At 68.8% G+C, this 22,973-nt stretch carries 20 protein-coding genes; 10 read left to right on the forward strand and 10 right to left on the reverse strand.

Annotated elements, in window-relative coordinates:
- Positions 1 to 3: 3 nt before the first annotated feature.
- A complete protein-coding gene (locus G7043_RS31800; protein ID WP_166051990.1) occupies positions 4 to 345 on the forward strand; it encodes an EthD family reductase in 342 nt (113 codons plus the stop codon).
- Here the strand turns inward: G7043_RS31800 and G7043_RS31805 are convergent.
- The 3 genes from G7043_RS31805 to G7043_RS50055 all read right to left on the reverse strand — a co-directional run bounded on the left by G7043_RS31805 (position 293) and on the right by G7043_RS50055 (position 4,399).
- Entirely contained in the window at positions 293 to 2,767 is a 2,475-nt protein-coding gene (locus tag G7043_RS31805) for a helix-turn-helix transcriptional regulator (RefSeq protein ID WP_166051992.1), read from the reverse strand. The genes G7043_RS31800 and G7043_RS31805 overlap by 53 nt on opposite strands.
- A gap of 148 nt (positions 2,768 to 2,915) precedes the next feature.
- Complete coding sequence (locus G7043_RS31810; RefSeq protein ID WP_242642897.1) at positions 2,916 to 3,389, reverse strand: GtrA family protein; 474 nt, start codon at positions 3,387 to 3,389, stop codon at positions 2,916 to 2,918.
- A 98-nt stretch (positions 3,390 to 3,487) separates the two neighbouring features.
- Positions 3,488 to 4,399, reverse strand: a complete 912-nt coding sequence (locus tag G7043_RS50055; RefSeq protein WP_166051993.1) for a helix-turn-helix transcriptional regulator — start codon at positions 4,397 to 4,399, stop codon at positions 3,488 to 3,490.
- Between the two features lie 71 nt (positions 4,400 to 4,470).
- Between G7043_RS50055 and G7043_RS31820 the strand changes: the two genes are divergently transcribed.
- Positions 4,471 to 5,145 carry a class I SAM-dependent methyltransferase gene (locus tag G7043_RS31820; protein ID WP_166051995.1) on the forward strand — a complete coding sequence of 225 codons (675 nt, stop codon included), beginning with the start codon at positions 4,471 to 4,473 and terminating at the stop codon, positions 5,143 to 5,145.
- A gap of 123 nt (positions 5,146 to 5,268) precedes the next feature.
- Entirely contained in the window at positions 5,269 to 7,245 is a 1,977-nt protein-coding gene (locus G7043_RS31825) for a serine/threonine-protein kinase (RefSeq protein WP_166051997.1), read from the forward strand.
- Between the two features lie 6 nt (positions 7,246 to 7,251).
- Here G7043_RS31825 and G7043_RS31830 read toward each other — a convergent pair whose 3' ends face one another.
- Positions 7,252 to 7,551, reverse strand: coding sequence for a hypothetical protein (locus G7043_RS31830; protein ID WP_166051999.1), 300 nt, complete (start codon positions 7,549 to 7,551; stop codon positions 7,252 to 7,254).
- Positions 7,552 to 7,554: 3 nt separating this feature from the next.
- On the reverse strand, positions 7,555 to 8,022 hold the full coding sequence (locus G7043_RS31835) for a hypothetical protein (RefSeq protein ID WP_166052001.1): 468 nt from the start codon (positions 8,020 to 8,022) through the stop codon (positions 7,555 to 7,557).
- Between the two features lie 78 nt (positions 8,023 to 8,100).
- Here G7043_RS31835 and G7043_RS31840 point away from each other — a divergent pair, with 78 nt between their 5' ends.
- Positions 8,101 to 9,726, forward strand: a complete 1,626-nt coding sequence (locus tag G7043_RS31840; protein WP_166052003.1) for a purine-cytosine permease family protein — start codon at positions 8,101 to 8,103, stop codon at positions 9,724 to 9,726.
- Between the two features lie 51 nt (positions 9,727 to 9,777).
- A complete protein-coding gene (locus G7043_RS31845) occupies positions 9,778 to 11,475 on the forward strand; it encodes a cation:proton antiporter (protein WP_166052005.1) in 1,698 nt (565 codons plus the stop codon).
- Here the strand turns inward: G7043_RS31845 and G7043_RS31850 are convergent.
- Together G7043_RS31850 and G7043_RS31855 are read right to left on the reverse strand one after the other, a co-directional pair.
- Positions 11,444 to 12,364 carry a S41 family peptidase gene (locus G7043_RS31850; protein WP_166052007.1) on the reverse strand — a complete coding sequence of 307 codons (921 nt, stop codon included), beginning with the start codon at positions 12,362 to 12,364 and terminating at the stop codon, positions 11,444 to 11,446. The two genes, G7043_RS31845 and G7043_RS31850, sit on opposite strands and share 32 nt — an antisense overlap.
- Positions 12,365 to 12,416: 52 nt before the next feature.
- On the reverse strand, positions 12,417 to 13,181 hold the full coding sequence (locus tag G7043_RS31855; protein WP_166052009.1) for a GntR family transcriptional regulator: 765 nt from the start codon (positions 13,179 to 13,181) through the stop codon (positions 12,417 to 12,419).
- Positions 13,182 to 13,361: 180 nt separating this feature from the next.
- On the opposite strand from G7043_RS31855, the gene G7043_RS31860 reads away from it, so the two are divergent.
- The 5 genes from G7043_RS31860 to G7043_RS31880 are packed head-to-tail and all read left to right on the forward strand — an operon-like array spanning position 13,362 to position 19,108.
- Positions 13,362 to 14,600: an extracellular solute-binding protein gene (locus tag G7043_RS31860; protein ID WP_313888175.1), complete on the forward strand. Its 1,239-nt coding sequence runs from the start codon at positions 13,362 to 13,364 to the stop codon at positions 14,598 to 14,600.
- Complete coding sequence (locus G7043_RS31865; protein WP_207312000.1) at positions 14,597 to 15,541, forward strand: carbohydrate ABC transporter permease; 945 nt, start codon at positions 14,597 to 14,599, stop codon at positions 15,539 to 15,541. Before G7043_RS31860 ends, G7043_RS31865 begins: the two co-directional genes overlap by 4 nt.
- Positions 15,538 to 16,356: a carbohydrate ABC transporter permease gene (locus G7043_RS31870; RefSeq protein ID WP_166052011.1), complete on the forward strand. Its 819-nt coding sequence runs from the start codon at positions 15,538 to 15,540 to the stop codon at positions 16,354 to 16,356. Before G7043_RS31865 ends, G7043_RS31870 begins: the two co-directional genes overlap by 4 nt.
- Entirely contained in the window at positions 16,353 to 17,756 is a 1,404-nt protein-coding gene (locus tag G7043_RS31875) for a beta-N-acetylhexosaminidase (protein WP_166052013.1), read from the forward strand. The genes G7043_RS31870 and G7043_RS31875 overlap by 4 nt, the downstream gene beginning before the upstream one ends.
- Positions 17,741 to 19,108 carry a cellulose binding domain-containing protein gene (locus tag G7043_RS31880; RefSeq protein WP_207312001.1) on the forward strand — a complete coding sequence of 456 codons (1,368 nt, stop codon included), beginning with the start codon at positions 17,741 to 17,743 and terminating at the stop codon, positions 19,106 to 19,108. Before G7043_RS31875 ends, G7043_RS31880 begins: the two co-directional genes overlap by 16 nt.
- A gap of 1 nt (position 19,109) precedes the next feature.
- Here G7043_RS31880 and G7043_RS31885 read toward each other — a convergent pair whose 3' ends face one another.
- From G7043_RS31885 to G7043_RS31895, 3 genes are read right to left on the reverse strand one after another with little or no spacing between them, the layout of a single operon-like run.
- A complete protein-coding gene (locus G7043_RS31885; protein ID WP_166052015.1) occupies positions 19,110 to 21,254 on the reverse strand; it encodes a xanthine dehydrogenase family protein molybdopterin-binding subunit in 2,145 nt (714 codons plus the stop codon).
- The gene (locus G7043_RS31890; protein WP_166052017.1) at positions 21,251 to 22,228 is read right to left on the reverse strand and encodes an FAD binding domain-containing protein; all 978 of its coding nucleotides are present in this window, start codon (positions 22,226 to 22,228) and stop codon (positions 21,251 to 21,253) included. The genes G7043_RS31885 and G7043_RS31890 overlap by 4 nt, the downstream gene beginning before the upstream one ends.
- On the reverse strand, positions 22,228 to 22,803 hold the full coding sequence (locus G7043_RS31895) for a (2Fe-2S)-binding protein (RefSeq protein ID WP_166052019.1): 576 nt from the start codon (positions 22,801 to 22,803) through the stop codon (positions 22,228 to 22,230). The genes G7043_RS31890 and G7043_RS31895 overlap by 1 nt, the downstream gene beginning before the upstream one ends.
- Between the last annotated feature and the right edge of the window lie 170 nt (positions 22,804 to 22,973).

The following is a 22,973-nucleotide window of genomic DNA, read 5'->3' on the forward strand; positions in this document are numbered from 1 at the left end:
CCGATGTACGTCTTCACCTGCCTCTACCACCACCCGGCCGACCCGGAAGCGTTCGACGAGCACTTCTTCACCGTCCACGCGCCGCTCGCCCGCAAGGTCGTCGAACTGGGACTGCGCGGCGCCACCGCGACGAAGCTCGCCCCGAACCCGGACGGCACGCCGCCGCCGTTCTACGTCAAGGTCGACATCACCGCCGACTCCGCCGAGGCGTTGCAGGCCGCGATGAGCACGCCGGAAGGGCAGGCCGCGCAGGCCGACATGGCGAACTTCGCCGGCGCCGGGGTCGTGGTGTTCACCGGCGAGGTCGTCGATGAGATCCGGCCGGAAGTTCACTGCGGTGCTTGATGTCCAGCTTCCGGTAGACGTGCGTGAGGTGTTGCTCGACGGTGCTCGTCGTGACGAACAGTCTGCGCGCGATCTCCCGGTTGGTGTGACCGTCGGCGGCCAGCGCCGCCACCCGGCGCTGGGCCTCGGTCAGGGCCTCCACCTGGCCGGCCTCGTCCGGCACGTCGGCGGGGAGCAGCGGCTGGGCGTCGCAGTCGTGCGCCACGTGCCACGCCCGTCGCGCGATCATCCGGGCTCGCGGGTGGTCGCCGAGGGCGGTGCTCAGGTCGGCCAGGGTGTGTGCCAGACCGAACCTGTCGCCGCGGTCTTCGAGGATCTCGGCGGACTCCGCGAGCATCCGCGTCCGGACGGCGGGATCGCAGAGAGGAGCCAGCACGCGCAACGCGAAACCGCGCGTGCGTGATCGACTGGTGGTCAGCTCCAGTTGGTCGATCAACAGGTGCCGAGCGGGCCTGCCCAGAGTCAGCAGTGCCCGCGCGGCCTGCACCCGCCACGGCAGCACGCCGGGATGGTCCTGGCCCCACGCCAGCATCAGCTCACCACACGCGCGGAAGTCGGCCAGCGCGAGGTCAGGCCGGTCGGTCGCGAGGTGGTACTCGCCCCGCGCGTACAGGTAGTGCGGCCCGAACCGGGTCTGCAACGCCGCCTCCGGAACGGGTTGTCCGACGTATTCGCCGGCCTCCGCGTACTGGCCGGACCTGGTGCAGGCGAGAACCAAGCAGCTCAACGGACCTGCGACCGCGGTGCCCCACGCGTGGGGCGGCAGGAGCCCGAACGCGACCATGGCCAGGCGCCGCGCGGCACGCAGATCACCCTGGCGCAGAGCGACTTCCGCCCGCAGACCCGAGAACATCGCCTGCCACGTCACGTTGTCACCGGCCTGGTGCAGCAACCGCTCGCACCACGCGGCCGCGCTCTCCAGACGATCGGCGTAGATCAGCGTCAGCACCGCGAACACCGCCGCCCACGGCATCTCACCGGCCAGCCGCGAGCCCCGCAGCACCCTCTCGGCACGGCGTGCCGCGGCGCTGTCCTGGCGGCCGAGCAGATCGGTGAGCGGCGAGTTCGAGTGGCGCCGCCACCGTGCCAGCGCCGGGTGCGCGGAGGCCAGGAACCGCTCGGCGTCCGGGTCGTCCCGCGCCAGCACGAGCGCGTCGTCGGTCCGTCCGTGCCACAGCAGCTGGCTGACCACCGTGACCGTCGCCGAACGGTCGAGATGACCGGCCCGCAACGCTTCTCGCAACGCCGACAGGTGACGGCCGGCCGCCAAGGGGTTCGACCGGAACTCCCGCTGGGCGAGATCGGCGGTGATCGCGGCCTTCTCCGCCGGGTCCACAGAGGACTTCCGGGCGAGCTCCAGGCACCGCGTCGCGAAGTCCGCCCGGCCGCGTTCGGCCGCCGCCCGCAGCACCGGCACGACCCACTCGTGCCAGCGCGGCGGGCCTTCGAGCAGGTGCCAGGCGACGACCTCGGCGGCCTCGCCCCGGTCGTGCAGCATCCGCGCCGCGCGGGCGTGCAGGCTGCCGCGCTGGGTCGGTGGGGCGTCGGCCAGCACGGTGTCCCGCGTGCCGGCGTGCCGGAACCTGCCACCGCCCAGCAGGCCGGCCGCGGTCAGCACCCGTAGGGCGTGCGTGATCGCGTGCCGGTCCACGCCGATCAACCTGCTGATCGCCGTCGGTGTGGAGCGCTCGCCGAGCACCGCGATCGCCCGTGCGGTGTGCCGCACGAGAGGTCCGCCGCGGTGCAGGCAACGCAGCACGGCCTGCGGCAGGTCGTCTTCGGCGATGGCCCGCGCCAGCAACGGGTTGCCGCGGCTCAACGAGTGGATCCGCTCGGCGTCGGGCAAACCGAGCAGGGTGGCGACACCGCGTTCGGTCAGCGGGTCGATGACCACGTGTGCGCACTGCGGCAGGCGGAGCAGTTCGATCCGGAACGACGACCGCGGCTGCGCGGACTCGGTGAACAGGAACAGCACCCGCGCCGACCGCAGTCGCCGGGCCAGCGCCAGCAGACAGTTCAGCGACGCCTGGTCGGCGAGGTCCACGTCGTCGACGCCGATCACCAGCGGCACCCGGTCGGTGATCTCCAGCAGGCCGAGGCAGAGCGCGTGCAGCGCCGGGCCCAGCAGGGCGCTGCGCTGCAGGACGGCGCTGACGACCCGGCGGCCGAGCACGGACACGGACGCTTCGTGCAGCAGCTGGCTGACCACCCCGTACCGCAGGCCGCGCTCAGTCCACGACCCCACCGCACTGACGAAAGCGGCTCCGGCGAACGCCACCCGCTCACCGAACTCCTGCAGCAACGCCGTCTTCCCGCTGCCGAGCGCGCCGCTGACCAGCGCGATCCGACCGCGGCCCGCCAGGCAGTCGGCGAACATCGCCTCGAGGCGAGCGAGCTGTTCTTCTCGTTCCACCAGTCGCATCAGCCGGTCCTCCTGGCGTCGCGCACCGCCGAGGTGGGCTACGCCGTTGACGGAGAATGACTGGTTATGAACCTAAAGTGACGACCTTGAGCTGTCACGGCATGGCATTGATTTGGCATGGATTGCCGGGGACGTCAGCCTGACGAAATCACCGGCTTGTGGTGTCGCGGAAGATGATCCAGCGCATCACGCTGTACATGAAGGCGGCCTCGCACGCGCCGGCGACGACGCGGGAGAGCAGGTACTGGACGCCGATCGCGGTCAGCGCGCTGCCGAGGCCGAGGATGAACGCCAGGTAGTTGATCAGGATCGCCACCGCGTACAGCCCCGCCTGCGGGCCGACCGGCGCGTGCGAGCGGAAGTTCAGGGCGCGGTTGAGGACGAAGCTCAGCCCGAACGCCACGACGTAGGCGATGGTGAAGGCGATCGGCACCGGCAGGCCCAGGCCGCTGCGCAACAGCGCGAGCAACAGCAGGTCGATGCCGAACGTGCAGCCGTTGATCAGCGCGAAGCCGAGAAGACTGGGAGCGACCACCCTCGCGAGACCGAACGGCAGCCGCCGGACGACGACCTCCATCAGGTCGTGGAACCTCGTCCCGAGGTCGCTTTCGTTGGTGCTCAAGGTGGTCTGCTCGCCGCCGGTCACAGCACGACAGTGCCACGACCGGGCAGGGCGAAGCCGACGAAACGGCCACCGCGCGCCAGGCCGTTCGCGAGAGTTCAGCGGGCGTTCACCCTCCGCCACGACGTCGGGCTCATCCCGTGCACCTTGCCGAAGGTCCGGGCGAAGTACCCGGCGTCCGGGAACCCCACCTGCCGCCCGATGTCACTGATGGTCAACTCCGTGACGCCCAGCAACCGCCGCGCCTGGACCATCCGGCGCTCCGTGATCCACTCCTGGACCGTGCGGCCAGTGCGCTTGCGGACCGTCGAGGTCAGGTGGCCGGGGGAGATGCGCACGGCCTCGGCGACCTCCCGCAGCGACAACGGTTCCGGGTAACGGCGTTCGATCACGTCGAACACCTCGGCGAGCATCGGTTCGGCGTTCTCGCGCAGGTCACCGACCACGTCCGCGGCCAGCCTCGACACCCCGACCAGCAGCAGCACCAGATGAGCGGACACGGCTTCGCGGTAGCCCTCGCGGCGGTGCGTCAGCTCGTCGCGCAGCGCCTCGACGCGGGCCGCCCACTCGCTCCGGTCCTGCGGCGGCACCTTGAGCCGGAGGGCGTCGGTCGCACCGCCGCGCACGAACGGGAACAGCAGCGGATGGGTGCGCCACGCCAGATGCGCGCCGGGAGTCTCCGGGCCGAGCACGTCGGCGGTGAAGAACACGCCCCACCCCTGCGCGCCGACGAGGTCGTCGCAGTGAGCCTGACCCATCACGTCGCCGGGCGCGATGACGAACAGGTCGCCCGCCTCGACGTGCCGGACCTGCTTCCCGGTCCGCACGATGCCGCCGTCGCCGGAGAAGAAGGCGAGGCCGGGGAAGTCGTGCGAGTGCGCCTCGTGCGCGCCGTTGATGTCGGCGTCGTGTCCCAGGGTCATGACCGCCACGGACAGCTCGCCGGGCACCGGCTGCCAGGTGTAGGTCGCCGGTTCGTCCGCGCGCACGGGCGTTCGTCGGGTTCGCACCGTCAAATCATCCCACTCAAACCGTGGATCGACACAGAAACGGTGCTGGAAGCCCGGTCACAATGGAACACATGGCCGAAATATCGTCCCAGGAGCGGGACTACCTGCCGGGTATGGGCAAGCACTACCTGTTGCCCTTCTACGACGTGCTGCACCGGGTGTCCGGACTCGGTCGAGTGCACCAGGAGATGATCGCGCTGGCCGGTCTGCGGGACGGCCAGCGCGTGCTGGACGTCGGCTGCGGGACCGGGAACCTGTTGCGGGCGACCGGAAAGCGGCACCGCAACGTGGAACTGGTGGGCGTGGACCCGGATCTGAAGATGCTGGCACGCGCCGAGCGCAAGATCCGGCGGGCCGGGTTGACGGCACAGCTGGATCGCGGGTTCGCCCAGGAACTGGCGTTCCCGGACGCCTCGTTCGACGTGGTGTTCTCCAGTTTGATGCTGCACCACCTGGAAACCTCGGCCAAGGACGAGATGCTCGCCGAGGTGCGTCGCGTGCTGCGGCCGGACGGCGTGCTCGTGCTGGCCGACGCCGTCCTGCACGACCACGACCACGACCACGGCCACGGGCACGGGGCCCGCAAGCGCGGCGCGAGCGGAGAACTCCGCGTCCAGCTGAAGGACAACGTCGGTGACGCCGTGGCGAAGCGGATCGCTGCAGCCGGGTTCACCGTGGAGCCGACCAGGACGCTGAAACTGCGGATGTTCGGGGAAGTCGGGATCGAGGTCGCGAAGGTCCACTAGCGACAGGTCTATTGCCGACCGATTGAAGACGCACAATGTTTCTTTGCTGCCAACAGTTCCGGTACTTCCCGAACTTGAGGGATACGCACGAAATCGGACGTGTTCCCATCTAAGCTGCGCGCCGTGACACACGCGATGGGAAGTCTGGTGGCGCAGCGCTACCGGCTGGTTCAGGTGATCGGCACCGGCGGCATGGGCCGGGTCTGGCTCGGCCGTGACGAGGTCATCGGCCGTGAGGTGGCCATCAAGGAGCTGCTGCTGCCCGCCGGTCTCGACGCGCAGCAGCGGGCGTTGCTGTGCCAGCGCGCCATGCGTGAGGCACAGCTCGCCGGCCACCTCAACCACCCCGGCATCGTCACCGTGCACGACGTCGTCGAGTACAACGGCACGCCGATGATCGTGATGGAGTACGTGCGCGGCGGCTCGCTGTCCGACGCGATCAAGGCGCAGGGCGCGCTGCCCGTCGACCAGGTCGCCTACGTCGCCAACGCGATGCTCAGCGCGCTCAGGGCGGCGCACGAGGCCGGGATCGTGCACCGCGATCTCAAGCCCGCCAACGTGTTGCTGTCCGGCGACCGGGTCGTGATCACCGACTTCGGCATCGCGCGGCTCACCGGCGACGTGCCGCTGACCACCGACGGTTCGATCGTCGGCACGCCCGCGTACATGGCGCCCGAACAGGGCACCGGCGCGCCGATCACCCCGGCGACCGACATGTGGTCGCTCGGCGCCACCCTCTACGCCGCCGTGGAGGGCCGGCCGCCGTACCAGGGCCAGGACTTCATGACGACCCTGTCCATGCTGCTGACCCAGGAACCGGCGCCACCCCAGCGCGCCGGCCAGCTGTCGTCACTGCTGGGCGGGCTGCTGCGGAAGAACCCGGCCGAGCGCGCGACGATCGACCAGGCCTTCGCGCTGCTGGCCGGCGCACCCGTCGTGCTGGCGGTGCCGACCATGAAGAGCTCCGGCCCCAGCAGACGCACGCTGCTGCTGGCCGGCGTCGGCGCGCTCGCGGTGGCCGGTGGCGGCACCGCGTGGTGGCTGACCTCGCGGAAGAACGACGGCGAGGGCGCCCAACTACCGTCCACGAACGACAACAAGCCCGCCGCCGACAAGGAGGGCGGCTCCGAGGAGTCGACGACCTCGCAGGTCGCGCAGCCCGGACGGCCCGAGGAGATCACCGAGCACATCCAGCTCTCCGACCACAAGGACACCGTCACCTCGATCGCGTGGAGCCCGGACGGCAAGATCCTGGTCAGCGGCGACGACAGTCTCGACGGCGCCATCGTCCGCATCTGGGACACCGAGACCGGCAAGGTGCTCGGCACGGTCCAGAACCCGGACGGGCCGGGCGGCGCCTCGGCGTGCGCGGTCGCGATCAGCCCCGACGGCAAGATCCTCGCGGCGGGCGGCAACCGCACCGGCGACAGCACCACGTACCTGTGGAACCTGGCCGACCGCACGCAGATCGGCACGCTGGAGGACGCCAGGGCGATCATGAAGACCCTGCGTTTCCACCCGGACGGCAAGACGATCGTCGGCCTGACCCACGGCGGCGGCCTCAAGGTGTGGGACGTGGCCTCCCGCAAGGTGAAGATCGGTCTGACCGAGGCCGACGGCGGCAGTGAGCTCGCGTTCAACAAGGACGGGTCGCTGCTGGCCTACGGCGGCACGAAGTACCAGGAGATCAAGCTGGTCGACCCGGCGTCCGGGAAGACCGTGAAGATCATCAAGGACTCCAGTTCCCCCGGTGCGGCGTTCTCCCCGGACGGCAAGACCCTCGCGGTTCCCGACGACGACGGCTCGAACAGCATGCAGCTGTGGGATGTCGCGACCGGGCAGAGCAAGGCGGTGTTCGACCGGACCGAGGGCGACGACATCATCACCAAGGCCCTGTACCACCCGGACGGCAGGACCATCGCGACCTGGGGCCACGGCAACGCCGTGCAGCTGTGGGACGTGGCCTCGAAGTCGGTTCGCGCCACGGTCATCGGGGCCGGGGCGCGGATCGAGGACGTGGCGTTCGACCCCAAGGGCGAACGGATCGCGTGCGCCGGCGCGGACAAGTCGATCCGGATCTGGAAACTGCCGGCCCGCTAGACGGGCTCAGACGGGATCGGTGAACGAGATCGGCTTGCCGGTGGCGCGGGCATGTGCGCTCTCCCCGCTCGTGGCCTCGCCGATGTATCCGCCGGGGTTGACGACCAGAACCCGGTCAGCCAGGTCGATCTTGCGCAGGTGGAGGGCGTTCAGCGCGGTCCTCTGCTCGTTGGTGATCAACTCGCCTGCTTCGGTCGGCGCGACGACGATGGCACCTGCGAGGGTCAGTTCACGGTTCGCCGCACGCATCTCGTCCACGAACCGGGTGGAGCCGCAGATGCAGACGATCTCAGGCCGGTCGGGCACGGCTCAGAGCCCTTCGAGTTCGGTGACGTCGATGCCGTTGCGGTCCAGCGTGTCCGCGAACGCCTCGATGACGTTGTCGAGGATCCACTCGCACCGGGCCATCAGCGCGGCACCCTCGGCGGTGCGGAACGCGGGGATCGTCGCGGTGAGGCGGGCGGACATCGGCCACTCGTTGTCGTACTGCCAGAGCTCCCCGCTCGGGGTGAGGAGGATCCCGGCGTCCTTGAGCACGCCGGGATGCGAGCCGCTCGGAGTCCGCGTGGTGAGCACCAGCCAGCCGGCGGCGATGCGGACCTTCTGGTCGCCGACGCGGTCGTAGAGGGTTTGCCCGGCCGGGATCTGGTGGCTCGTCAGGAGGGACGCGACCTTCTGGGCCCACGCGGTGATGGTGGCGGAGCGGGCGGCCCAGGCCTGTGCGGCCGCTTCGTCGGCGCGGCGGCGTTCCTTCATGAACTCGACCAGGTCATCCATGATCGGTGAACTTAGCGTCACACGTCCGTCACACAAGCGGTGATCGCCTGAAACGCGGGTTTCTTAGCGTCGGCAACTATGACGGTTGACGAGGTTGTGGAGCGCGCGCCGGCTGCCGCGTCCAAGGAGACGCTGGAGGATTACACGCTGCGGTTCGCGCCGCGGACCTACCGGCGCTGGACGCCGTCGGTCGTCGGGGCGTCGGCGCTGGGCGGGATCGCCTACATGGCCGACTTCTCGATCGGCGCCGGCATCGGGCTCACGCACGGCACCGGGAACGCGTTGCTGGCCATCGGGTTCGCCGCGATCGTCATCTTCGTGACCGGGTTCCCGCTGGCCTACTACGCGGCCCGGTACAACATCGACCTCGACCTCATCACGCGCGGATCCGGGTTCGGCTACTACGGGTCGGTCATCACCAGTGTGATCTTCGCGAGCTTCACGTTCATCTTCTTCGCGCTCGAAGGTTCGATCATGGCGCAGGGCCTGCGCTACGCGCTCGGGTTGCCGCTGTGGCTGGGCTACGCGACGTCGACACTGGTGATCATCCCGCTGGTGATCTACGGGATGAAGGTGCTGGCGAAGCTGCAGAGCTGGACGAACCCGTTGTGGTTGCTGCTGATGGTGGCTCCACTGCTGTACCTGGTGATCGCCGACCCCGACTCGGTGAACCGCTGGCTGGCCTACGGCGACACCGGGGTCAACACGGCGGCCGTGATGCTCGGCGCGGGCGTGTGCCTGTCGTTGATGGGGCAGATCGGCGAACAGATCGACTACCTGCGGTTCATGCCGCCGCGGACCGCCGAGAACAAGCGGGCCTGGTGGACGGCGACGATTCTGGCCGGACCGGGCTGGGTGGTGTTCGGCGCGCTCAAGCAGGCGATCGGCGTGTTCATGGCCGTCTACGTGCTCGACGCGGTCGGGAAGGTCGCCGCCGTCGAGCCGATCGAGCAGTTCACCGGGGTGTTCAAGCAGTTCATGCCGCCGTGGCTGGTGGTGCCGCTGGCGCTCGTGCTGGTGGTGCTGAGCCAGGTGAAGATCAACGTCACCAACGCCTACTCCGGGTCGCTGGCGTGGACGAACTCGTTCACCCGCGTCACCAAGCACTACCCGGGGCGGCTGGTGTTCGTGCTGGTGAACCTCGCGATCGCGCTGGTGCTGATGGAAGCGGACATGTTCAGCTTCCTGAACAACCTGCTGAGCTTCTACTCGAACTGCGCGATGGCGTGGGTCGTCACGGTCGCCGCGGACATCGCGATCAACAAGTACCTGCTGAAGCTGTCGCCGAAGCTGCCGGAGTTCCGCCGGGGCATGCTCTACGCGGTCAACCCGGTGGGCGTCGGGTCGTTCCTCGCCTCGTCGATCCTGTCCATCTCCGTCTACTTCGGACTGTTCGGCCCGGCCGTGCAGCCCTACTCACCGCTGGTGGCGGTCGGCATCCCGATCGTGCTGACGCCGTTGCTCGCGGTGCTCACGCGTGGCCGGTTCTACCTGCGCCGCACCGACGACGGCATCGCGGAACCGGTGCTGGACGCGGACGGGAACCCGAGCGGGACGCTCTACGAGTGCGTGGTGTGCGGGGAGTCCTACGAGCGGCCGGACATGACGGCCAGCGCGATCGGCGGAGAGATCTGCTCGTTGTGCCTGAGCACCGATCGCGAGGGCCGTCACGTCCTGCCCGCCGCCGGCTCACCTCGGGACTGATCGCCCACACTCCACGGGCAAGATCGGTCTCCATCAGACAAACTGCACGTCATGCAGGAACTGGCGATGCTCGCGGTCGCGGGCGTGCTGATCATCGTGGCGGTGTCGTACTTCGCTCCGAAGCTGGGCGTCGCGGCGCCCGTGCTGCTCGTGCTCGTCGGCATGGGGTGCAGTCAGCTGCCCGGCGCGCCGCACGTGTTCGTGGAGCCGGAGTGGATCCTGACGGTCGTGCTGCCGCCGATCCTGTACTCGGCGGCGGTGAACGTGCCGGTGGTGGACTTCCGGCGCAACTTCGCGACCATCGGGTCGCTGTCGGTGCTGCTGGTGGCCGTGTCGGCGTTCGGGACGGGACTGCTGATCTGGTGGCTGCTGCCGGAGATCGGGTTCGCGGCGGCGTTGGCGCTCGGTGCGGTGGTGAGCCCGCCGGACGCGGTCGCCGCCACCTCGATCGGCAAGAAGCTCGGTCTGCCACCGCGGCTCGTGACGATTCTCGAAGGCGAAGGGCTGGTCAACGACGCCACCGCGCTCGTGTTGCTGCGCACGGCCATCGTCGCGATCACCGCCAGCGTGTCGTTCGGCGGTGCTTTGGGCGACTTCGCGTTCGCCGTATCCGTGGGCGTGGTGATCGGGGCGGCGGTCGGCATCGGGTCGGTGCTGGTGCGCTCGCGGATCCAGGGACAGCCGGTGCTGACGACCGCGATCTCGTACGTCGTGCCGTTCCTCGCGTTCATCCCGGCCGAGGAGGTGCACGCGTCCGGCGTGCTCGCCGTCGTCGTGGCCGGCCTGATCACCGGACACCTGAGCGCCCGCCAGTTCGCCGCGCACGACCGCATCTCCGAACGCACGAACTGGCGCACGATCCAGCTGCTGCTGGAGAACGGCGTCTTCCTGCTGATGGGCTTCGAGCTCACCTCGGTCATCAGCGACGTGGCGAAGGAGGGGCTGGCTCGGACCCTCGTGATCGGCCTGCTGGTCACCTCGGCTCTGGTGTTGCTGCGAGGGGTGTTCGTCATCCCGCTGATCGCGCTGCTGCGCCGTCAGCAGCGGCGCGCGGACGCGTTCGCCGACAAGATGGAGTCCTTTTTGGACCGTTTCACCGCGCGCGGCCCTCGTCCCGGTGAGGAGCGCAGGTACGACCGGGGAGTCCGTGCGCTGCAACGCAGGCAGGCCGACGTGGCCTTCTACGCGAGCGAAGGACTCAGCTGGCGCGGCGGTGCCGTGCTCGCGTGGTCGGGGATGCGCGGTGTCGTGACGCTGGCCGCCGCCCAGACGTTGCCCACGGACCTGCCGCACCGGCCGGAGTTGATCCTGATCGCCTTCACGGTCGCAATCGTCACGCTGGTCGTGCAGGGCGGTTCGCTGCCGTTGGTGATCCGGTGGCTCGGGGTTCGCGGTAACGACGCCGAGCACGAGCGGCGGGAGTACGCGCGACTGGCGGGCGAGCTGATGACCGCCACCCACAGTTTGCTGGGCAATCCCGAGTTGTGCCGGGAGAACGGGAAGGAGTTCGACTCGCAGTTGCTGGAGCAGACTCGGGAACGCACGCTCGCGATGAGCGAGGGTGTCGAGAAGATGTTCGTCGAACAGGATCCGGACAGCCCGATGCACCAGCGCCGGGAGCTGCAACGGATGATGATGGAGGCTCAGCAGAACGCGCTGCTGGAGGCGCGGGCTGGTGGCACCTATGCCTCGCACACCTTGGAGCGCGCGCAGACGTTCATCGACAGCCAGAGCGCGCGGTTCCTCTAGCGAGTTCCAGTGCGGCATCAAGCGCCTGATCCGCCGGCACCGCGACGTCCGGGACGACCCCGACGCCCTGCCAGTTGCCGTTGGTGATCGGGTTGATGGATCGGGATTCGGCCAGGCACAACACGAAGTGCGGGTGCAGCCGCCGGTACTCGAACGGGTGCGCGCCTCCGCCGCTGCGCTCGCCCACCACCACGGCCCGGCCCAGCGCCTGCAGGTCGTAGGCGAAGTGCTCGGCGGCGGAGAACGTCTTCGGAGAAATGAGGAGGTACACCGGCTTGGTGGCGCCGTACCGGCGCCCTGGGACCCAGGCCGGTGTGTTGCTGGTGGTGAGCCGGTCTTCAGGGCGGTGGTAGGTGCTGCTCAGCGGTTCGCTGTGGTCGAAGAGGTAAGCGGCGAGCAGGGCCACCATGTCGCTGTGACCACCGCCGTTGCGACGCAGATCGACGATCATCGCGTCGGCCTGGGCGAGCAACGTCATGGCGGCGGCGGCCACGTCGCCGGCCATGGCCGACGGCGCGAACACGCGCAAGCTGAGGTAGCCGATGTTGTCCGGCAGCAGCTCGAACTTCTCGAAGCCGTGGTTGACCCGCCGGCCGTAGTAACGCTCCGCTTCCTCCTCCGAGTAGGCGTCGCCGGCGGTGATCTCGACCGCCGGCAACTCCGCCGCGGAATAGGTCACGGCCAGGTGCCCGTCGTCGGAAACAGCCCGAAGTTCTTCGGTGAGCGCCGCGGCGAACTCACTGGCGTCGGTGAGCGCCTGCCAGCGATCGGCGGCGGCGTCGCGCCGGAGTTGCTGCGCCAGCGACCGGCCGACCTCGGTCAGGACGTACCGGCCCTCCAGCAGATCGGCCGCACACTCCAGCACACCGCGCCGATCCTCTGCGCTCACCGTCGGATGTTGATCAGAGACGACCATCGACGGAACCTATCACCGCGTTGCGTCAGAACGGGTTCGAGTTGCCGATCTTCGCCTGCACGTCCACCGTGCTGCGCGGCTGGTCGCCCAAAGTCAGCTTCGACACGATCCGGTACCGGTCACCCCGGTAGATCGAGTGCACGTACTCGACCTGCCGCCCTTCGGAGTCGGTGGTGAGCCGCTCGAACAACAACGCGGGCGCGAGCTCGGGCACGCCCAGCAAGGAAGCCTCGGACTCGTTCGTCACCGTCGGCTCGATCGACTGCACCGCCTCGGAAACGTGGACGCCGTGCTCGCGCAGCCGTTCGTAGAAATCGCCGGACTCCATGTCGTGCAACGTCAACGAGGGCGCGACGGCCGCGGGGACGTGCAGGTACTCCAGCGCCATCGGTTCGCCGTCGACCAGGCGCAGGCGGGCGATGTAGTGGATCTCGGCGGCGGGCGAGAGGTGCAGGCGACGGCCTACTCGGGCGCCCGCCGGGATGCGGGCGTGTTCCAGCACCCGGGACGACCACGTGCCCGAGGCCTGGGGCAGGGACATGGAGCCGGTGCCGGAGACCATTTCCTGGGTGATCTTGGCGCGGGCGACGAAGGTGCCGCGGCCGTGCTGGCGGACCAGCAGGCCGGTGTTGACCAGTTCCTCGACGGCCGAGCGCACCGTGGGGCGGGACACCGAGAGTTGTTGGCACAGCACGCGTTCGGCCGGGATCGGGGCTCCCGCCGGGTGGGTCTCGATGAGTTCGAGCAGGTGGTCGCGGACCCGCTCGCGCTTGAGGATCGCTTCGCCCATGCCTCTCCGCTTCGTCGGCGGCCAGTATGGCATACCAGTGGTAAGCAACCAGACAGTGCAAGATCGGGAGCGTTCTCACGCCTTCGAGCTGGGGCTTGACCTGAGAAGTGGTCTATGCCACTTTCTACCCACTCCATCGGACCTGACCAATTGGTCATATCCCCCAGCGAGAGGTGAGTCGTGTCGCGCTCCGCTGCCTTGCTCGTTCTTGCACTCGCGTTGTCCGCCTGCGGCACGTCCGCGGGAGGGGGTGATGAGAAGCAGGAGATCACCGTGTGGCTGATGAAGGACACGGCCACGGACGACTTCGTGACGAGGTTCGAGAGCGAGTTCGAACGCGAGCACGCGAACCTCGACGTGAAGATCCAGATCCAGGAGTGGAACGGCATCACGCAGAAGGTGACCAGTGCGCTGGCCAGCACGGATCCGCCGGACGTGATCGAGGTCGGCAACACCCAGGTCGCCCAGTACGTGGCCAGCAAGGGCGTCACGGACCTGACGAACCGCAAAGCCGAGCTTCACGGCGAAGACTGGATTCCTGGGCTGGCGGAACCCGGTGCGGTGGACGGCAAGCAGTTCGGTGTTCCGTTCTACGCGGCCAACCGGGTCGTGATCTACCGCAAGGACCTGTTCGAGGCGGCGCAGGTGACGCCACCGAAGACCCGCGAGGAGTGGCTCGCCGCCACCGCGAAGCTCGACCAGGGTGATCAGCAGGGCATCTACCTGCCCGGCCAGAACTGGTACACGCTCTCGGGCTTCGTCTGGGACGAGGGTGGCGACCTGGCTAAACAGGACGGTGGCCAGTGGAAAGGCTCGCTGAACACGCCGGAAGCGTTGGCGGGCATGGACTTCTACCGGCGGCTGCAGACGCTGGGGGACGGGCCGAAGGACTCCGACGAGGCCAAGCCGCAGCAGACCGACGTGGTGGCGGGCGGCAAGGTCGCGCAGTTCATCGCGGTGCCGGGCGCGGCCAAGCTCGTCGTCAAGGCCAACCCGGCGCTGGAGGGCAAGATCGGGTTCTTCCCGATCCCCGGCAAGACGGCCGATCAGCCCGGCGCGGTGTTCACCGGCGGTTCGGACCTGATCATCCCGCTCGCGTCCTCCCGCCAGGAAGGCGCCTACGAGGTCGTCAAGGCGCTCGCTGGCGAGAAGTGGCAGGTCGAACTGGCGAAGGCGATGAACTACGTGCCGAACCGCAAGTCGCTCGCCAAGGAGGTCGGTGGCGATCCCGGCACGGCGGCGATGGCGGTCGGTGCGGCCAATGGACATGCCACGCCGAACTCGCCGAACTGGGCGGCGGTCGAGGCGCGCAACCCGATCAAGGAGTTCCAGACCGCGGTTCTCACCGGCGCCGATCCCAAAACTGCGGCCGCGAAGGCCGACGAGGTCATCACCCAAGCGCTGAACTCCGGCAAATGACGCTCCTGGCGCAGCGGCCGGTGCGGGCGACCGCGCCGGCCACACCCAGACGCCGCAAGCGCCCGATCCTGCCGTATTTGCTGATCGCGCCCACGTTGCTCGCCACCGCGTATCTGCTGCTGTACCCGCTCATCCGCAACGTGATCATCTCGCTGCAGGAGTTCGGGCTGCCGCAGCTGGTGCGCGGTGACGCCGAGTTCGTCGGGCTCGCGAACTACGCACGAGTGCTGTCCGACCCGGAGTTCTGGGCCGTGGTGCGCAGGACGTTGTGGTTCACCGCGATCAACGTCGTGCTGATCATGGTGTTGTCGACGCTGGTCGCGCTTCTGCTGGTACGCCTGAACAAGTGGCTCAGGCTGCTCGTGATGGGCGGCCTCGTGCTGACCTGGGCGACGCCGATCATCGCGGCGACCACGGTGTTCCAGTGGCTCTTCCAATCCCGGCTCGGGGTCGTGAACTGGGCACTGGTGACGTTGGGTTTCGAGGAGTACCGCGACTACACGTGGTTCGCCGACGGCGAGGCGACGTTCGGGATCCTCGTGACGCTGATCGTCTGGCAGTCGATCCCGTTCGCCGCGCTGTCGCTGTACGCGGCGATGATCACCGTGCCGCAGGAGCTCTACGAGGCCGCGCGGATCGACGGCGCCGGCGCGTGGCGGGTGTTCTCGACCATCACGTTTCCCGTGCTGCGCGCCATGTTCGGGCTGATCACGTGCCTGGAGGTGATCTGGGTCGTGAAGGCGTTCGTGCAGATCTGGGTGATCAGCCAGGGTGGTCCGGGTCAGGCCACGACGACGTTGCCGGTCTACGCGTTCCAGGTCGCGCAGTCGTTGCAGCGCTACGACCTCGGCGCGGCCGTGTCGATGCTCATGGTGGTGCTGCTCGTGCTCGCGTTGCTGGCGTACTTCCGCGAGCTCTACCGGCAGGAGCGGGAATCATGAGCCGGTTCGCGCGCACCACGGCGGCACTCCTCGTCTTCGTGATCTCGGTCTTCCCCGTGTACTGGATGGTGCTCACGGCCTTCAAACCCACGAAGGACATCCAGAGCGCGACACCGACGTTCTTCCCGGCTGCGGTCACGTTCGACCACTTCGGCACGGCGATCGCCGCGAAGGGGTTCTTCTCCTTCTGGCGCAACAGCCTGCTCGTCGCGGGCGGAGCGGTGCTGCTCTCCCTGGTCATCGCCCTGCTCGCCGCGTTCGCGATCGCTCGGCTGCGGTGGAAGGGGAGGAGAGCGTTCGTGCTGATGGTGTTCGTCGCGCAGATGACGCCGTGGGAGGCGCTGCTGATCCCGGTCTACGTGATCGCCAGGGACACCGGCATGCTCGACACGCTCTGGATGCTCACGCTGGTCTACTTCATGATGACGCTGCCGTTCACCATCGTGACCCTGCGCGGGTTCCTGGCGGCCATCCCGGTCGACCTGGAGGAGGCCGCTCAGGTCGACGGCTGTTCGCGCGGACAGGCGTTCCGGCGGGTGGTGTTCCCGTTGCTGGCGCCGGGTTTGCTGGCAACCTCGCTGTTCGGGTTCATCACCGCGTGGAACGAGTTCGCCTTCGCCAACGTGCTGATCATCAAGGACCAGGACGACCGGACACTGCCGGTCTGGTTGTCGTCGTTCAACAACACCTTCGGCACCGACTGGGGCGCCACGATGGCCGCTTCGACGCTGTTCATGCTGCCGGTGCTGCTGATCTTCGTGGTGCTGCAGGGCCGGGTGACCACCGGCATCGTCGGAGGGGCGGTGAAGGGATGATCGTCCCGCTCCCGACCAGAGTCGTGCGGCGCGGCAGGGGTTTCACGTTCGACCGCGGCACGAGCGTGCGGGTCACGCCCGGCGCGGAGCAGGCTGCCGGACTGCTCCGCACCCTCCTGCGGCCGGCCACCGGGCTGCCGTTGCCGATCGCCGACCACGGCCAGGTCGTCATCGCCCTGGACGCCAAGCTCGTCGGGCTCGGCGCGGAAGGCTACGCGCTGACCGTGAACGAACACGGCGTCCTGCTGCGCGCCGGCACGCCGAACGGCCTCGCGCACGGCGTGCAGACGATCCGCCAGCTCCTGCCGGTGGAGGCGCTCCGGTCGAGCAGGGTGTCCGAAGTGGACTGGACGCTGCCCGGTGTCGACGTCCGCGACGTGCCCAGGTTGCCGTGGCGCGGGTTCATGCTCGACGTCGCCCGGCACTTCCAGCCGGTGCCCGTGCTGCGGCGGTTCATCGACCTGATGGCCCTGCACAAGCTCAACGTCCTGCACCTGCACCTGACCGACGACCAGGGCTGGCGGATGCCGGTGCCGCGCCGCCCGAAGCTGGCCTCGATCGGCGGCTGGCGCACCGAGACCAACGGCGACGGCACGCCCCACGGCGGCGTCTACACCCGCGCCGAACTGGAAGGGCTCGTCGCGCACGCGGCCGAGCGCGGCATCGCGATCATGCCGGAGATCGAGATGCCCGGCCACGCCCGCGCGGCCCTGGCCGCCTACCCCGACCTCGGCATCTCCCCGGAACCACTGCCGGTCTGGACCCGGTGGGGCATCAGCGATGCCGCGTTCGGCCCGCACGCCGCCGGCTTCGTCCGCGAGGTGCTGGCCGAGGTAATGGAGGTCTTCCCGAACGAGCACGTCCACCTCGGCGGCGACGAATGCCTGCTGCCGGAGGACGTGCACGGCCGATTCCTCAACCAGGCCGCCGAGTATCTGCTCGACCGCGGCCGCATCCCCGCGGCCTGGGAACCGACCGGTGATCCACGGTCCGTCATCATGCCGTGGAAGGACGAAACCCAAGCCGCGAAGGCACTCGAGCAGGGCCAGCCGGTGGTGATGACCCCGCACACGGCCACCTACCTGGACTACCCGCAGTCGGACGGCGGACACGAACCACCCGGCCAGCCCGGATTCGTCGTCACGACGAAGGACGTCTACCACGTGCCGCTGCCCGACGGCGTGCTCGGCGCCCAGTGCCAGCTGTGGACCGAGCACGTCCGCACCCGGAAACACCTGGAATACCTGGCCTTCCCGCGTCTCGTCGCGCTGGCCGACACCCTCTGGTCGCAGCGACCGGACTGGGAGGGCTTCACCACCCGGATGCGCTACCACGCATCAAGGCTCGCCGCACTGTCCATCCCTGCCGAAGTGAGGAGAGAACCTTGCGAGCACTCATAGCCGTTTCCTGCGCGGCGCTGACCGTGGCCGCAGTGGCCGTCGCGCCCAACGCCTTCGCCGCCGACGCGATCACCGCGCAGTACCGGACCAGCGCGTCCGGTGCGACCACCGATCAGGTCGAACCGTGGTTCAAGCTGGTCAACTCCGGCACCACGAGCGTGCCGCTGTCCGACGTCAAGATCCGCTACTACTTCCGCGGCGAGACCCCGGACGTCGGCTACCGGTTCGCCTGCTCGTGGGCTGTCCGCGGCTGCGCCAACGTCACCGGCCAGTTCGGCACCCTGACCGGAGGCTCGGCCGACCGCTACCTGGAGGTCGGCTTCACCACCGGGGCGGGCACGTTGAACGCCGGAGCCGACACCGGCGACCTGCAACTCCGCTTCTACCGCACGAACTGGGGCCCGATCACCCAGTCCGACGACTACTCGTTCCGCGGCGAGAGCACGTACTCGGCGTGGCACAAGGTGACCGTCCACCGCGGCGGCACCCTGCTGTGGGGCACCCCGCCCGGTGGCAGCCCGCCCACCACGACCACCACGACGTCCACACCGCCGAACCCCAACGGCCCCAAGATGTTCGACGACTTCAGCTACACCAGCTCCAGCGACTCGCGCATCGGCCAGCGCGGCTGGACCGTCCGGTCGGGCGGTGGCGGCCCCGGCGTGCCCGGCGCCGAATGGGACCCGTCGCGCGTGACGTTCCCGACCGTGGACGGCCAGAAGGTCATGCGCCTCGACTCGTGGAACAACGGTTCCGCGGCAAGGCAGACCGAGCTGTTCCACCAGCGGAAGTTCTTCGAGGGCACCTACGCGTCCAGGGTGAAGTTCAGCGACGCGCCCGTCTTCGGCCCGGACGGCGACCACGTCGTGCAGACGTTCTTCACCATCACCCCGCTCAACGCCCCGATGGACCCGAACTACGGCGAGATCGACTTCGAGTACCTGCCCAACGGCGGCTGGGGCGAACCGGCCAACATCATGTACGAGACCACCTGGGAGACCTACCAGAACGAGCCGTGGGTCGCCGACAACATCCACAACGAACAGCGCGCGAGCTACCACGGTTGGCACGACCTGGTTTTCCAGGTCGCGAACGGCCGCGTGAAGTACTACATCGACGGCACGCTCGTTGCCGACCACGGTGACAGGTACTACCCCGAGACGCCGATGTCGATCAACTTCAACCTGTGGTTCATCTCGGGCGGTCTGCAGGGCAGCAGCGCCGAGCGGGCCTACCAGCAGGAGGTCGACTACGTGTACTTCGCCAAGGACCAGGTGCTCAGCCCGGCCGAGGTGAAGACGGCGGTGCAGAGCTACCGCAGTGCCGGCGTGGAGCACGTCGACAACGTGTAGCTCACCCCAGCAGTTTGTCCAGTGTGATCGGCAGATCGCGGACCCGGACACCGGTGGCGTGGTGGACGGCGTTCGCGATCGCGCCGGCCACGCCCACGATGCCGAGCTCGCCGATGCCCTTCGCACCGAGCCCGCTGACCAGCGGGTCCGGGTGGTCCAGGAACCGGACGTCGATGCGCGGGACGTCGGCGTGCACCGGCACCAGGTACGAGGCGAGGTTGGCGTTGGTGAACCGGGCGCTGGCGTCGACCTCGGTGGCCTCCAGCAACGCCTGGCCGATGCCCATCACGACGGCGCCCTGGATCTGGCTGCGGGCCGCCTTGGTGTTGACGATCGTGCCCGCGTCGCACACCGACAGCCACCGGGTCACCCGCGGTTCGCCGGTCAGCCGGTGCACGCGCACCTCGCAGAAGTGCGCGCCGAACGAACGGTAGCCGTGTTCCGGGTCGACCAGCCTAGGTGAGGTGCCGATCGCTTCGACGCCACCGACGTCGCACGTCGTGAGCAGCGTGCCGAAGCTCATCGTCAGGCCGCCGGACGACACGCTGCCGTCGCGGTACACGATCGACGCGGGATCCTTGCCGTGGAACGGAGAACGCGGGTTCGTGACGGCTAATGTGATCAGCTCGGTCTGGACGGACCTGGCCGCGACCTGGACGGCAGGGCCGTTGGTACACGTGGAGTTCGAACCACCCGCGTTGGCCGCGGCGGGCGAGGTGGAGTCGCCGAGCTCCGGGCGTACGCGGGCGACCGGGATGCCCAGCTCGTCGGCGGCCAGGATGGCGAACACGGTGTACTGGCCGGTGCCGAGGTCGGCCGCGGTGCCGGACACCGACGCCGTGCCGTTCGGGTACAGCCTGACCTTGATGGACGCCTGCCCGCGGGACGCGCCGTAGGTCGCGGTGGCCATGCCGGTGCCGACGAGCCAGTCGCCGTCGACGGTCGCGCGGACCTGCTTGGCGCGGCGCGACCAGCCGAACTCCTCGGCGCCGCGCCGGTAGCACTCGTCGAGGTGCTTGCTGGACCACGGTTTCCCGGTGTTCGGCACGAGGGTCGCGTAGTTGCGCAGCCGCATCTCGACGGGGTCGATGCCGAGCTGTTCCGCCAGTTCGTCCATCGCGCTCTCCAGGGCGAACGAGCCGTTCGCCTCGCCCGGTGCGCGCATCACGGTCGCGGCGCCGAGGTTGAGCGGCATGATCGTCTTGGTCACGCGGATGTTCGGGCTCGCGTAGGTGGTGAGCGTCCAGTTCGCCACGGACTCGGACCAGTTGCCGCCGAGACCGCGGCTGGTCACGCCGTCGTTGACGATCGAGGTGAGTTTGCCGTCCGCGGTGCACGTCATCGAGATGGTCTGCCTGGTCATCGGCCGGTGTCCCGCCATCGCGAACACCTGCTCGCGGGTGAGCACCGCCTTGACCGGCCGGCCGAGCGCCCTGGACGCCGCGCACGCCAGCGGCACCTGCGCCCAGTTGCCCCACTTGCCGCCGAACCCGCCGCCCACGTGCGGGCTGAGCACGTGGATCTTCACCGGGTCGACGCCGAGCGTCTCGGACAGCCTGCGCTGCACCAGCAACGCGCCCTGGGACACGGTGTAGACGGTGAGGTGGTCGTTGTTCCAGGTCGCCACGGTCGCGTGCGGTTCCATCGCGCAGTGGTGCTGGAACGGTGTCGTGTAGCTGGCGGTGAAGGTGATGTCGCCCAGGGTTTGGGCGCCGACGACCTCCTCGACCTCGTCGAACTTCTGGAGGGTGCGGCCGGGGAACTCGGTGATCGGCGGTTGCTGCTGGTAGGTCGTCGTGATCAGGCCGGCGGCGTCGCGCGCCTGTTCCCACGTCTCGGCGACGACGAACCCGATGGCCTGGCCGAAGAACCGGATCTCCTTGTCCTGCAACGGAGGCAGCCGCTCATCGTTCTGCTCCTGGACGTACGCGAAGAGCTTGAGCGGATTGAACGGTGTGTACACGGCGAGCACGCCGGGGGAGGCGAGTGCCGCGGCCGTGTCCATGCCGGTGATCTGCCCGCGGCCGACGGTGCTGGTCACCAGGTAGCCGTAGGTGACACCGGGGATCTTGGTGTCGGCGGCGTACGGTGCCGCGCCGGTGACCTTGATGCGGCCGTCGACCCGGTCGACGTCGTGCCCGATCACCGCACACCCGCCGCGTCGAGCAGGGCGCGCACGATGGAGCGTTTCAACAGACTTGGTTTGAACGCGTTGTGCGCCAATGGCCGTGCTCCGTCCACTGCGGACTCGACGGCGTCGGAGAAGGTCCGTTCCATCGCCACACCGCCTTTCAGGGCTTCCTCGACGGCTCGCAAGCGCCACGGTTTCGTGCCCACCCCGCCGGCCGCGAGCCGGACGTCCTGCACCACGCCCCGTTTGAGGCTGATCGCCGCCGCGACGGACGTGAGCGCGAACTCGTAGGACTGCCGATCACGGATCTTGAGGTAGGTGGAGTGCCGCGCCCAGGACAGTGTGGGCACGACCACCTCGGTGATCAGCTCGCCCGGTCCGAGCACGTTCTCCCGTTCCGGAGTGCTGCCCGGCAGCCGGTAGAAGTCCTCGAGCGGCACCGTCCGGTCGCCGTCGGAGCTCCGGAGCACGACCTGGGCCTCCAGCGCGACGAACGCGACGGCGACGTCACTGGCGTGGGTCGCGACGCAGGAGTCGCTGGTGCCGAGGATCGCGTGGCCGCGGTTGATCCCGGTCAGCGCGGGGCAACCACTGCCCGGCAGGCGCTTGTTGCACGCCGACGTGACGTCGCGGAAGTAGTCGCAGCGCGTGCGCTGCATCAGGTTCCCGCCGATGCTCGCCATGTTCCGCAACTGCCCGGACGCGCTGAGCAGCAACGCCCGCGAGATCATCGGGTGCACGGACGTGACGACGGGATGGGCGGCCACGTCACCCATCCGTTCCATCGCCCCGATGTGCAGGGCACCGTCCCGCAGCTTGATCCCCTTGAGCGGCAGGGCGTTGACGTCGATCACGCGGTCGGGCGTCATGACGTCGAGCTTCATCAGGTCGACCAGGGTGGTGCCGCCGGCCAGGAACGCGGACCCCGGCCTGGCGAGCTTCAGGGCGTCGCTGACGGTCGACGCCGTGGCGAAGTCGAACGCGCGCATCAGCTCTCCTTGGCCTGCTTGATCGCTTCGAGGATGTTCGGGTAGGCGCCGCAGCGGCAGATGTTGCCGGACATGGCTTCCCGGATCTGGTCGTCGGTGCGCACCTCGCGTTCCTCGACCACCTTGACCGCGGACATGATCTGCCCGGACGTGCAGAACCCGCACTGGAAGCCGTCGTGATCGATGAACGCCCGCTGCACGGGATGCAGCTCGTCGCCGTGCGCGATGCCCTCGATCGTGGTGACCTCCTTGCCCTGCAAGGTCGCCGTCAGCGTCAGGCACGAGAGCACCCGCCGGTCGTCGACGTGCACGGTGCAGGCGCCGCACTGCCCGCGGTCGCAGCCCTTCTTCGTGCCGACGAGCCCGAGTCGTTCCCGCAGCGCGTCGAGGAGCGTCACCCGTGGATCGAGACTGAGCTTCTGGCGCTCGCCGTTCACCTTGAACGCGACCTCGACCAGGCCTGGGGCATCGGGCGCGGCCCCGTTCGCCAACGCCTCGGCCGCCGGTGCGGACAACGCGACGCCGGCCGACACCGCCGCCGCCTGGCCGAAGAACTGCCGCCTGCTGGTTGTCATCTGTGACCCCCTGTGCTCGGGGCCACACAAGCAGTATCGATCCGATGGGTCAAGGCGCCAACGTGCCGAATCTGGCCGGTAACGGGAGTTCCGGTACTAATAGATCCGATGTATCACGCTGTTTCGTCCTGTTTGTGGCTGTATACCGGTTCATCAGGCTGAATTCACGA

Source organism: Lentzea alba (assembly GCF_011067745.1).
Taxonomy (GTDB): domain Bacteria; phylum Actinomycetota; class Actinomycetes; order Mycobacteriales; family Pseudonocardiaceae; genus Lentzea; species Lentzea alba.

Excerpts from the sequence above, each read along its gene's own strand:
- G7043_RS31800 (WP_166051990.1), top strand. The coding sequence starts at position 4 with ATGTACGTCTTCACCTGCCTCTACCACCACCCGGCCGACCCGGAAGCG.
- G7043_RS31805 (WP_166051992.1), bottom strand. The coding sequence starts at position 2,767 with ATGCGACTGGTGGAACGAGAAGAACAGCTCGCTCGCCTCGAGGCGATG.
- G7043_RS31820 (WP_166051995.1), top strand. The coding sequence starts at position 4,471 with ATGGCCGAAATATCGTCCCAGGAGCGGGACTACCTGCCGGGTATGGGC.
- G7043_RS31835 (WP_166052001.1), bottom strand. The coding sequence starts at position 8,022 with ATGGATGACCTGGTCGAGTTCATGAAGGAACGCCGCCGCGCCGACGAA.
- G7043_RS31840 (WP_166052003.1), top strand. The coding sequence starts at position 8,101 with ATGACGGTTGACGAGGTTGTGGAGCGCGCGCCGGCTGCCGCGTCCAAG.
- G7043_RS31845 (WP_166052005.1), top strand. The coding sequence starts at position 9,778 with ATGCAGGAACTGGCGATGCTCGCGGTCGCGGGCGTGCTGATCATCGTG.
- G7043_RS31855 (WP_166052009.1), bottom strand. The coding sequence starts at position 13,181 with ATGGGCGAAGCGATCCTCAAGCGCGAGCGGGTCCGCGACCACCTGCTC.
- G7043_RS31865 (WP_207312000.1), top strand. The coding sequence starts at position 14,597 with ATGACGCTCCTGGCGCAGCGGCCGGTGCGGGCGACCGCGCCGGCCACA.
- G7043_RS31870 (WP_166052011.1), top strand. The coding sequence starts at position 15,538 with ATGAGCCGGTTCGCGCGCACCACGGCGGCACTCCTCGTCTTCGTGATC.
- G7043_RS31875 (WP_166052013.1), top strand. The coding sequence starts at position 16,353 with ATGATCGTCCCGCTCCCGACCAGAGTCGTGCGGCGCGGCAGGGGTTTC.
- G7043_RS31890 (WP_166052017.1), bottom strand. The coding sequence starts at position 22,228 with ATGCGCGCGTTCGACTTCGCCACGGCGTCGACCGTCAGCGACGCCCTG.
- G7043_RS31895 (WP_166052019.1), bottom strand. The coding sequence starts at position 22,803 with ATGACAACCAGCAGGCGGCAGTTCTTCGGCCAGGCGGCGGCGGTGTCG.